8 protein-coding genes, 1 tRNA gene and 1 pseudogene are annotated in these 11,535 nt (G+C 64.2%); 2 read left to right on the forward strand and 8 right to left on the reverse strand.

Annotated elements, in window-relative coordinates; genetic code table 11:
• Window positions 1-847 (forward strand): annotated as a pseudogene (locus DYI24_RS12195) (putative bifunctional diguanylate cyclase/phosphodiesterase); the annotation flags it as partial.
• A gap of 108 nt (window positions 848-955) precedes the next feature.
• Here the strand turns inward: DYI24_RS12195 and DYI24_RS12200 are convergent.
• The 7 genes from DYI24_RS12200 to DYI24_RS12230 form a co-directional block, all read right to left on the reverse strand.
• Window positions 956-1,987: a virulence RhuM family protein gene (locus tag DYI24_RS12200; RefSeq protein ID WP_164572472.1), complete on the reverse strand. Its 1,032-nt coding sequence runs from the start codon at window positions 1,985-1,987 to the stop codon at window positions 956-958.
• Between the two features lie 193 nt (window positions 1,988-2,180).
• Window positions 2,181-4,616 carry an endopeptidase La gene (lon, locus tag DYI24_RS12205; RefSeq protein WP_164572473.1) on the reverse strand — a complete coding sequence of 812 codons (2,436 nt, stop codon included), beginning with the start codon at window positions 4,614-4,616 and terminating at the stop codon, window positions 2,181-2,183.
• Window positions 4,617-4,936: 320 nt separating this feature from the next.
• On the reverse strand, window positions 4,937-6,211 hold the full coding sequence (gene clpX / locus DYI24_RS12210; protein WP_011158509.1) for an ATP-dependent Clp protease ATP-binding subunit ClpX: 1,275 nt from the start codon (window positions 6,209-6,211) through the stop codon (window positions 4,937-4,939).
• Between the two features lie 392 nt (window positions 6,212-6,603).
• Window positions 6,604-7,242 carry an ATP-dependent Clp protease proteolytic subunit gene (locus DYI24_RS12215; protein ID WP_107344854.1) on the reverse strand — a complete coding sequence of 213 codons (639 nt, stop codon included), beginning with the start codon at window positions 7,240-7,242 and terminating at the stop codon, window positions 6,604-6,606.
• A gap of 314 nt (window positions 7,243-7,556) precedes the next feature.
• Window positions 7,557-8,915, reverse strand: a complete 1,359-nt coding sequence (gene tig, locus DYI24_RS12220; RefSeq protein WP_164572474.1) for a trigger factor — start codon at window positions 8,913-8,915, stop codon at window positions 7,557-7,559.
• Between the two features lie 148 nt (window positions 8,916-9,063).
• Window positions 9,064-9,148: transfer RNA gene (locus DYI24_RS12225), tRNA-Leu, on the reverse strand.
• Window positions 9,149-9,315: 167 nt separating this feature from the next.
• Window positions 9,316-9,696 (reverse strand): MarR family transcriptional regulator, encoded by a 381-nt coding sequence (locus DYI24_RS12230; protein WP_246701236.1) that lies wholly within the window; start codon window positions 9,694-9,696, stop codon window positions 9,316-9,318.
• 98 nt (window positions 9,697-9,794) lie between these two features.
• Between DYI24_RS12230 and DYI24_RS12235 the strand changes: the two genes are divergently transcribed.
• A complete protein-coding gene (locus DYI24_RS12235) occupies window positions 9,795-11,117 on the forward strand; it encodes a multicopper oxidase family protein (RefSeq protein WP_164572476.1) in 1,323 nt (440 codons plus the stop codon).
• A 48-nt stretch (window positions 11,118-11,165) separates the two neighbouring features.
• Here DYI24_RS12235 and DYI24_RS12240 read toward each other — a convergent pair.
• The coding region (locus DYI24_RS12240) for an ADP-dependent NAD(P)H-hydrate dehydratase (protein WP_164572477.1) at window positions 11,166-11,535 on the reverse strand (370 nt) is incomplete at its 5' end.

Consider the following 11,535-nt stretch of genomic DNA (forward strand, 5'->3'; position numbering starts at 1 on the left):
CCAGCATCGGCATCGGGCTGGCGCCGGAGCACGGCTGCGAGGTCGACGATCTGATCGCCAAGGCGGACCTCGCGCTGTACGCAGCCAAGGCCGAAGGCCGACGCACCTATCGGTTCTTCATGCCGGAGATGGATACCAAGGCCAAAGCCCGGCACGACCTCGCGACCGAGCTCAAGCGCGCGGTGGCCGAACACGACTTCCAGCTGCACTTCCAGCCGCTGGTCGATCTGAATTCCGGCGCGATCGCCGGTTGCGAAGCGCTGCTGCGCTGGCAGCATCCGCTGCGCGGCTTCGTCTCGCCGGCCGAGTTCATTCCGCTCGCCGAAGACATCGGGCTGATCGAAGACCTCGGCGAATGGGTGCTGGACCAGGCCTGCCGTGTCGCGGTCGGCTGGCCGGCGTCGATGACGGTCGCGGTCAACGTGTCGCCGATCCAGTTCCGGCGGTCCACCTTCCCGCTCAAGGTCGCCGCGGCGCTCGCCAGCACCGGGCTTGCCGCCCACCGGACGATTTCGGCACCGGCTATTCGTCGCTCAGCTATCTGCACCGCTTCCCGATCGACAAGATCAAGATCGACAAGAGCTTCGTCGACACCCTCACCGAGGAAGCCGGATCGGCCACCATCGTCCGCGCGATCGTGCAGATCGCCGCTGCCGGCAACAAGATCACGCTTGCCGAAGGCGTCGAGACCGCCGCCCAGCGCGACCTGCTGCGCCGCCTCGGCTGCCATCAGATGCAAGGCTACCTGTTCAGCCCCGCGCTGCCGGAAGACGCCCTGGCCCGCCTGATCGGCCTCCCCAGCGCCGAAACGCAAACGGCGCCCCGCAGGGCGCCGGCGAGTGTGTGACGTTAGCGAGCGCCTTAGATCTGCGCTGTGGCAAGCGTGACGTGCAAGGCAGCCCTCGTCTCGTTGACCGCTGGGATGACCGTGAAGCGAGCGATGTAGAGCAGCTACTCAGGTTTCCGGCTTCCTCTGCGTGAGGCGGCGCGCTTCTGCTTCGAGCTTCACCAGATCGTCGGCAGCTTCGCGTTCGGCCGCGATCGTCTCCGCAGCGCGGCGGTCGGCATCGAAGGCATCGAACCGTGCATGTGCGATCTCCGTCATCCGCTCATGCGACATTCGTCCCTTGCCTTGAAGCACCTCGCGCTCGTTGAAGGATAGAAAGCGGTCGGTCTGCGTGATCCAATCGGCCATTCGCGTCTCTTGTCTGCGCGAGGCGCGGTCTTCAGCAAAGTCGAGGAACATCGTCGTGAGACGGTTGAGGGACTCGATCTCCTCCGTTGTGAGATAGTTCTTCGAAATTGTGACGTCGGTCTTGCGCACGCGGTCGCCCACCCAACTGGTCAGCGCCATGTTCGGTCTTTCCGGGTCGGCGCGAGCGACAATCAGCTCAGCCGCCGTCTGCCCGGTAACTGCGAATACAAGCTTGTTCTGGATCGTGGCGAAGAATGCCTTGGCGGTGTCGGCGCAGCCGTCGTAGTCGACGCTGGTGGCAGCAAAGAGGTCACGGACCTTCTGGTAAAACCGCTTCTCCGACGCCCGAATATCCCGGATTCGGCGTAGCAGTTCGTCGAAGTAGTCAAGACCGCCAGGCTCCTTAAGCCGGGGGTCGTCGAGGACGAAGCCCTTGGTCAGGTATTCGCGCAATACCGTGGTCGCCCAGCGCCGGAACTGACTGCCACGCGGACTGCGAACGCGATAACCGACGGCCAGAATGGCGTCGAGGTTGTAGATCGAGGTCTGATAGGCCTTGCCGTCGGCGGCAGTTGTCAAGGATTCCTTGACAACTGAACTCCGCAGCAACTCTTTGTCATCAAATATGTTTTTCAGGTGCAGGCTGACGTTCTGCTTGCTGGTGTCGAACAGCGCCGCGATTTCGGCCTGCGTCAGCCAGACCGTACCGTCAACCACGCGAAGCTGGATCACATCGCGGCCATCCTCGGTGCGATAGAGGACAAGCTCACCGCGGGACGAGCCGGCGCTCATGCAGCTGTTTCCATCATCTTCCCCACCGCTGTGCCCCGGACCACGCTTCAAAATCGTCACCAGTGGATTTGTAGCCGATCCGGCACGTCCCAAGCATCTTCTTGTTGATCCGATCTTTCCCGGCTCTCAGCTCCTCAAACGCAAACGGCGCCCTTTCGGGCGCCGCTGAGTTCGTTGTGTGTCGCTTGCCGCCTTAGTGGGCGGTCAGGCCACCGCCGGCTTCGTCGGAGGCTTCCGCGCTGTCCGGGGTGCCGGGCAGCTTGGTTTCCTCTTCCCAGACGATCGGCACCGGCGCGCGGGTCAGCGCGTTGGCGATCACCTCGTCCATCCGCGCCACCGGGATGATGTTGAGACCACCCTTGATGGCGTCCGGAATCTCGGTGAGATCCTTGGCGTTGTCTTCCGGGATCAGCACCGTCTTGATGCCGCCGCGGGCCGCGGCAAGCAGCTTCTCCTTGAGGCCGCCGATCGGCAGCACCCGGCCACGCAGCGTGATCTCGCCGGTCATGGCGATATCGCGGCGGATCGGAATGCCGGTCAGCACCGACACGATGGTGGTCGCCATCGCCACGCCGGCCGACGGGCCGTCCTTCGGGGTCGCCCCCTCCGGCACGTGGACGTGGATGTCGCGCTTCTCGAAGAACGGCGGCTCGATCCCGAAGGTGATCGCGCGGCTGCGGACGTAGGACGCCGCCGCCTGGATCGATTCCTTCATGACGTCGCGCAGGTTGCCGGTGACAGTCATCCGGCCCTTGCCCGGCATCATCACGCTTTCGATCGTCAGCAGCTCGCCGCCGACATCCGTCCACGCCAGACCCGTGACCACGCCGACCTGATCGTCCTTCTCGATCTCACCGAAGCGGAACTTCGGCACGCCGAGATATTCCTCGATCTGCTTCTCGTCGATGTGGACCGACTTCTTCTTCGACAGCATCAGGTCCTTCACCACCTTCCGCGCGAGCGTAGAGATCTCGCGCTCGAGGTTGCGGACGCCGGCCTCGCGGGTGTAGCGGCGGATGACGAGCAACAACGCGTCGTCGTCGATCGACCACTCCTTCGCCTCCAGGCCGTGCTTGGTCAGCGCCAGCGGGATCAGGTGCTTGCGTGCGATCTCGACCTTCTCGGTCTCGGTGTAGCCGGCGATCCGGATGATCTCCATACGATCCATCAGCGGCCCCGGAATGTTCAGGGTGTTCGCCGTGGTGATGAACATCACGTTAGACAGATCGTAGTCCACCTCGAGATAGTGGTCGTTGAAGGTGCCGTTCTGCTCGGGGTCGAGCACCTCGAGCAGAGCCGAGGACGGATCGCCGCGGAAATCGGCGCCCATCTTGTCGATCTCATCGAGCAGGAACAGCGGGTTCGACGTCTTCGCCTTCCGCATCGACTGGATGATCTTGCCGGGCATCGAGCCGATGTAGGTGCGGCGGTGACCGCGGATCTCGGCTTCGTCACGCACGCCGCCGAGCGACACGCGGACGAACTCGCGTCCGGTGGCCTTGGCGATCGACTTGCCGAGCGAGGTCTTGCCGACGCCGGGCGGGCCGACGAGGCACAGGATCGGGCCCGACAGCTTGTTGGCGCGCGACTGCACCGCGAGATACTCGACGATCCGCTCCTTGACCTTCTCGAGCCCATAGTGATCGGAATCCAGCACGGCCTGCGCCGCTTCCAGATCCTTCTTCACCTTGGACTTCTTGTTCCACGGGATCGACAGCAGCCAGTCGAGATAGTTGCGCACGACGGTCGCTTCCGCGGACATCGGCGACATCTGGCGCAGCTTCTTCAGCTCGTGCTGCGCCTTCTCCCGTGCTTCCTTGGAGAGCTTGGTCTTGGCGATCTTCTCTTCGAGTTCGGCGAGTTCGTCCCGGCCGTCTTCGTCGCCGAGCTCCTTCTGGATCGCCTTCATCTGCTCGTTGAGATAGTACTCGCGCTGGGTCTTCTCCATCTGGCGCTTGACGCGCGAGCGGATGCGCTTCTCGACCTGCAAGACCGAGATTTCGCTCTCCATCAGGCCGAGCACCTTCTCAAGCCGCTGCGTCACCGACAACGTCTCCAGGATGCCCTGGCGATCGGCGATCTTGACGGCAAGATGCGAGGCGACGGTGTCAGCGAGCTTGGCGAAGTCGGTGATCGACTGCACCACGCCGACGACTTCGGCCGAGATCTTCTTGTTGAGCTTCACGTAGCTCTCGAAGTCGGACACGACCGAGCGGCCCAGCGCTTCGGCTTCCACCGAGCTGGCATCGCTGTCTTCGAGTGCGACGGCGTCGGCCTCGTAGTAATCGGCGCGATCGGTGTACTTGTCGACCTTGGCGCGCGCGAGGCCTTCGACCAGCACCTTGACGGTGCCGTCGGGCAATTTCAGCAGCTGCAGAACGCTGGCCAGCGTGCCGATCTCGTAGATCGCATCGGGAGCCGGATCGTCATCGGACGCGTTCTTCTGCGTCGCCAGCATGATCAGCGCGTCGTTCTTCATCACCTCTTCGAGGGCGCGGATCGACTTCTCGCGGCCGACGAACAGCGGCACGATCATGTGCGGAAACACGACGATGTCGCGCAGCGGAAGAACCGGATAGGAGTGGCTTTCGCCGTAGGTGATCGATGGCCTGGGTTTGGTGGCGGTCATGGCCCCGTTCCTTTCGTTTTGCCCCCTCGCCCTCGGCCCGCCATCGGCGCTGCCGTCACGAGGTGCGGAGGTGTCCGGTCTTCTCCGGCCGGTCAGGGCCTCGGTCTCCGGAATGATTGAGGCGAATCCTGAAAACGCTTGTCATCGCCGACCAATTAGGTGGCTATCCGGCGGTGGGGTGTCAAGTCGTGGAAAACGCAACGTTTTGTCCGGCTTTGGCGCGGAATGCTGATGCACAGAAACGAGCCGCCACACGCGGCTGCAGCCCGTTCTGATCGTTGCGGCAGCGGCCCGGAGGGCCGCCGCGTCGGCGCTGCGCGTCAGGCGCTGGCGCTGGTCTCGGCCGCACGGTCGGTGCGGTCGGCATAGATGTAAAGCGGCCGAGCGGTGCCATCGACCACTTCGCGCGAGATCACCACTTCCTCGACGCCTTCCAGGCCCGGAAGGTCGAACATGGTCTCGAGCAGGATGCTCTCCAGGATCGACCGCAGGCCGCGGGCGCCGGTCTTGCGCTCGATCGCCTTGCGGGCGACCGCACCGAGCGCTTCGTCGGCGAAGGTGAGCTCGACGTTCTCCATCTCGAACAGCCGCTGGTACTGCTTGACCAGCGCGTTCTTCGGATCGGTCAGGATCTTCTTCAGCGAGTTCTCGTCGAGGTCTTCCAGGGTGGCAACCACCGGCAGACGGCCGACGAATTCCGGGATCAGGCCGTACTTGAGCAGATCCTCGGGCTCGACGTGGCGGAAGATCTCACCGGTGCGGCGATCTTCCGGCGCGAGCACTTGCGCGGCGAAGCCGATCGAGGTGGTCCGACCGCGCGACGAGATGATCTTCTCGAGGCCGGCGAACGCGCCGCCGCAGATGAACAGGATGTTGGTGGTGTCCACCTGCAGGAATTCCTGCTGCGGATGCTTGCGGCCGCCCTGCGGCGGGACCGACGCCACCGTACCTTCCATGATCTTCAGCAGCGCCTGCTGGACGCCCTCGCCCGAAACATCGCGGGTGATCGAGGGATTGTCCGACTTGCGGCTGATCTTGTCGATTTCGTCGATGTACACGATGCCGCGCTGCGCCCGCTCGACATTGTAGTCGGCCGCCTGCAGCAGCTTCAGGATGATGTTCTCGACATCCTCACCGACATAGCCGGCTTCGGTCAGCGTGGTCGCATCCGCCATCGTGAACGGCACGTCAAGGATCCGCGCCAGCGTCTGCGCCAGCAGCGTCTTGCCCGAGCCGGTCGGACCGATCAGCAGGATGTTCGACTTCGCCAGTTCGACGTCGTTGTGCTTGGTCTGGTGGTTCAGCCGCTTGTAGTGATTGTGGACCGCGACCGAGAGAACCTTCTTCGCATGGTTCTGGCCGATGACGTAGTCATCGAGGACCTTGCAGATCTCCTTCGGCGTCGGGATTCCGTCACGCGACTTCACCAGCGAGGACTTGTTCTCCTCGCGAATGATGTCCATGCACAGTTCCACACATTCATCGCAGATGAATACCGTGGGGCCGGCGATCAGCTTGCGGACCTCGTGCTGGCTCTTTCCGCAGAACGAGCAGTACAGGGTGTTCTTGGAGTCGCTCGTACCGACCTTACTCATTTCTATCTCCGTCCGCCGTTCGGTCTTTTCCGGTCATCGCCTGATCCGAGCCGATGCCCGGCAGTCGAGTTTAAAGTTAGCAATTTCCGTACCAGAAAAGACCCCCGCATCAGTCTGGCCGCGAACCGCGACCGAGTTCGAATCCCCCAAGCACTTTCGTCGATCAGGTTCAGCCAATCAGACTGTCACCCGTCTATCAAGAATTCGCTAATCGGCCGGACGCCGGCCGACGTGACAATAGCGTGATTTGTTGCGTCTGCGCGACCCTTGGTCGCTGAAATCAACGCAGCGTTGCGCCATTGTCACGCGGGAGCTCGGCACGAAAGCGGAACATTGGGGCTTTCCTGTGAGAATCCCGAGGGCGGAATGCCCGACCTCGGGACGCTCGCGGCTCAACCAGCCTTCGGGGCCGGCGCGGGATCCTCGGGGCGCTTGTCGATCACCTTGTCGACGATACCGAATTCCCGGGCCATTTCGGCGGTCAGGAACTTGTCGCGCTCCAGCGCATCCTCGATCGCCTTGTAGGTCTGACCGGTGTGATGCACGTAGATCTCGTTGAGCCGCTTCTTCAGGTTCAGAATCTCCTGGGCGTGCAGCATGATATCGGTCGCCTGGCCCTGGAAGCCGCCGGACGGCTGATGCACCATGATGCGCGCGTTCGGCAGCGAGAACCGCATGTCCTTGTGGCCGGCGGCGAGCAGCAGCGAGCCCATCGACGCAGCCTGACCGGTGCACAGCGTCGAGACCGGCGGGCGGATGAACTGCATGGTGTCGTAGATCGCCAGACCCGATGTCACCACCCCGCCCGGCGAGTTGATGTACATCGAAATTTCCTTCTTCGGATTTTCCGCTTCGAGGAAAAGAAGCTGCGCGACGATCAGCGTTGACATGCCGTCTTCGACCGGGCCGGTCACGAAGATGATCCGCTCTTTCAGGAGGCGCGAGAAGATGTCGTAGGCTCGTTCGCCGCGGTTGGTCTGCTCGACCACCATCGGCACGAGGTTCATGTAGGTTTCCACCGGATCGCGCATAAATCACCTGAGGGTTGTCGTAGGCGACAGCTCGCGGGAGCGACAAAAAACGGCTCCGCCGCAGGCGTTCGCCCCGTGATGCAGGACGTGAAGCGAGGTCACAGATATGAGCCGATTGCGCGGCGACAAGGGTGGCCCCCGTTTCCACTCGTGAGTTGATACCGATTCGGCCAATCCCGGCAAAACCGACGAACGGCTTTTCGCCGCCGGCGAGCCGGCTTTCACGCCGCATCGTTAACGGTGCCTGACGACGCAAAACGGCCGCCGTGACGGGGTCACGGCGGCCGCAGCGATGATTCTTGAGACGATGCGGATCAGGCCGCGGTCTTGTCGTCTTCGTCCTTGTAGAGCTCCTCGCGGGTAACCGGCTTCTCGGTCACGTTGGCGAGCTCCAGGATGAAGTCGACCACCTTGTCTTCGTAAATCGGGGCGCGGAGCTGGGCCAGCGCTTCCGGATTGGAGCGGTAGAAGTCCCAGACTTCCTTCTCGCGGCCCGGCATCTGACGGGCGCGCTCGATCACCGCGCGGCTGACTTCGTCGTCGGTGACCTGGATCTTGTTCTTCTCGCCGATCTCCGACAGCACCAGGCCGAGGCGGACGCGGCGGTCGGCGATCTTGCGATACTCTTCCTTCGCGGCGTCTTCAGTGGTGTTCTCGTCGGCGAAGGTCTTGCCGGTCGACTGCATCTCGGCGTTGATCGAGCGCCACATCACCTCGAACTCCTGCTCGATCAGCGACGGCGGAGCATCGAACTTGTGGGCTTCGTCGAGGCGGTCGAGCAGCTGGCGCTTGACCTTGAGCCGCGAAACGCCGGCGTATTCGGCGGCGAGACGGGCCTTGGCGGCTTCCTTCAGCTTGTCGAGCGACTCCAGGCCGAGGGTCTTGGCGAACTCGTCGTCGATCGTGGTCTCCTGCGGAGCCTCGAGCTTGGTCGCGGTGGTCTCGAACTCGGCCGGCTTACCGGCCAGCGTCTCGCTGGCGTAGTTGGTCGGGAACGTCACCTTGATGGTGCGGGTCTCGCCGACCGCGATGCCGACGAGCTGATCCTCGAAGCCCGGAATGAAGGACGCCGAGCCGATCACCACCGGGATGTCCTCGCCGGTGCCGCCGTCGAATGCGACGCCGTCGATCGTGCCCTTGAACGACACGGTGACACGGTCGCCAGTCTCGGCCTTGGCGCCTTCCGCCTTGTCGGCATAGGCGCGGTTGGCGTCTGCGATGCGCTTGATCGCTTCATCGACGTCGGAATCGGCAACCTCGACCACCGGCTTCTCGACCGAGAAGCTCTTGAAGTCGGCCAGTTCGATCGCCGGAACGACTTCGATCGCCACGGTGTAGTTGAGATCGGACTTGCCCTCGAGGATGTCCTCGATCTCCTTCTGGTCCTGCGGCATGGTGATCTTCGGCTCGGTGGCGAGCCGGAAGCCACGCTCCGAGAAGATGCCGTCATTGGTGTCGCGGACCAGCTTGTCGATGGTCTCGGCGGCGACCGAACGGCCGTAGACGCGCTTCAGGTGAGCGGTCGGCACCTTGCCCGGACGAAAGCCGTTGAGGCGCACCTTGTCCTTCAGATCGGCGAGCTTCTCGTCGATCTTGGCGTCGATGTCCGCAGCCGGGACATTGACCTGGAATTCGCGCTTCAATCCGTCGGCAACGGTTTCCTTGACCTGCATGGCGTCAATCTTCTTCTCTTGGCTCCGGCCGAAGGACCGGAAATGGTCGAACTGTACGATGCGGCCTCACGGCCTGCACCATCGGGTTGGCGGACATCCGTCCTGGCGGACGGCCCTCCGAAAATCGTCATGAGCAAAAGCACTTGCGTGGTGCGGGCGGAGGGACTCGAACCCCCACAACTTTCGTCACTGGAACCTAAATCCAGCGCGTCTACCAATTCCGCCACGCCCGCGAAGAGCATCATGTCCGGCCGCGATGCCGCGGGCGGCGGCTTATAGCATGACATATAGGGCCCGCATCAAGAGAAACCCGCAGCTTTTACCAACCGCGGCGGGCCGTCGCAGATCGGCGACGCTTGCTGTGAGCCGACGCGGGTTACCGCCCCAAACCGCTCCTCGCTTAGCCGCCGGGGATCATCAATGACTGTACGCGGGCGTAGAGATCGGTGCCGCGACCGACCAGATACTGGCCTTTCAGGCGGTAATCGCCCGGTACGCCGCGGATATCGACGATCGACAGCCCGGCGCGATCCTGGTGGCCGCGTTCGGACATCAGCGCGCAGATTCGCGAAATCGTGCCGTCCTTGAGGCCCGTGCGATCGGAGAGCTCGCGCTGGGTGATGCCGGGTTTGCCTCCGATCTGCAGCAACACGAGGATCTGGTTGGCAGTGATTTCGGGGTGAATCTCCCGAAACGCGTCGAGAATAAGAGAGAGTCGTTCGAGCCAACCGGCATCTTCGGTCGTCGTCATGATGGAGAAGGCAACCTCGTCATGCAGCAAATGGGAACTCAGTCTTAGGGGCCGAATCTCGGCCGCCTCAAGCCTCACGTTGTCGCAGACCGCTGGACAGCGCGCGGCGAACGTGGTCCGCATCGCACATGACCGATCAGCCGCTTGCCCTGTCCCGCCGCACCGTGCTCGCCGGCCTTGGCGCCGTAGCGGCCGCGCCAGCGCTGCCGATCCAGGCCGCGGCTGCGCCGGCGCGCAAGACGCTGGTGCTCCGCGCCGCGATGGGCTCGGCCGTGCTGAAACCGGGCGCGGCTGCGGTGGCGCGGCCGGTCTTGAGCCTCGAAGGCCCGCCGCTGCTGCGCGGCGACGAGGTCGCGGTGCAATTCGACAACAAGCTCGCCGAGCCGGCTCTCCTCACCTTGCGCGGCCTCGGCGGCGCCGGTGCAGCCGAGCCACTGGTGAAGATGCAGCCGGTCCCGCCCGGCGGCAGCGACAGCTTCCTGCTCACGTTACGGTCGGCCGGCACCCTGCTCGCCGACCTGCGGCTGGCCGCCGACGCCGGACCGGCACCAATGCCGGCGCTGCCGCTGATCGTCACCGAGCCGGAGCCGCCGCAGACCGACGGCGATCAGGTGGTGCTGATCGAAGACTATCGCCTCGGCGACGACGGCAAGCCGCGCCCCGCAGGCGTCGATGCCGGCGCGACGCCGTGGCTGTACACGGTCAACGGCAAGCCGTCGGCGGAGTTTACCGTCCGGACCAATGGCCGATTTAGATTCCGCTTCATCAACGCCTGCCAACGCAATGTGATCGCGCTTAAAATTGAAGATCACAATGTCTGGGTGATGGCCCTCGACAGCCAGCCGGCGGAGCCTTTTCTGGCGCGCGGCGGCGCGCTGGTGATCGCGCCGGGCGGCCGCGTCGATGCGCTGATCGACACCCCGAAGGCCGCCGGATCGCGGGCGGCGATCACCCTGCACGATGGCGGCAAGCCGACCGAGCTCGGCAAGCTGGTCTATGCCGGCGATCCGCCGCTCCGCGCGGCGCCGCTGCCGCAGCCGGCGCCGTTGCCGGCCAACGGCATGCCCAGCCAACTGCCGCTCGGCGGCGCGCTCCGCGCCGAGCTGCTGCTCGGCGCCCTAGTCAACGCGCAGCTCGATTGGTTCGCGCCGGACAAGTTCAACCCGGCGGCCGGCCCGGCGTTTCAGGTCAAGCGCGGCCGCACCGTGGTGCTGGCGCTGACCAACCACGCCACCATGCCGATGGTGTTTCACCTGCACGGCCATCACTTCCGGCTGCTCGACCGGCTCGATGACGGCTGGAAGCCGTTCTGGCTCGATACGCTGGCGATCGACGCCGGCCAGACCCAGCGCATCGCCTTTGCGGCGGAGTATCCCGGGCTGTGGCTGATCGAGTCCTACGCGGCGAAATGGTCGGAGCCGCGGCTGGTGCGGAGCTATCTCGTCACCTGAGAACCTGGTTCCAAACCCCGACGGAATCGAGACTCTTTTCGGAAGCGCTCAGTACTCGATGCCGAGCGCGTCATAGACCCGGCGGTGCACCGCCGGCAGGGTCTCGGTCAGATCCTCGGCGATCAGGCCCGGCCCGGCCTCGCACGCCGCCTCGCCGTGCATCCACACGCCGATACAGGCAGCCTCGAACGCCGGGACGCGCTGCGCCAGCAGACCGGTGATGATCCCGGTCAGCACGTCGCCGGAGCCGGCGGTTGCCAGCCACGGCGGCGCATTGGCGGCGATCGCCGCCCGGCCGTCCGGCGACGCCACCACCGTATCGGCGCCCTTGAGCAATACCACGGCGCCGGAGCGCTGCGCCGCTACGCGGACTCGTTCAAGCTTCGAGCGAAGTGGATTTTTGTTGCTCATATCGCTG

Source organism: Rhodopseudomonas sp. BR0C11, assembly GCF_010820945.1.
In the GTDB taxonomy this organism is placed as follows: Bacteria; Pseudomonadota; Alphaproteobacteria; order Rhizobiales; family Xanthobacteraceae; genus Rhodopseudomonas; species Rhodopseudomonas palustris_H.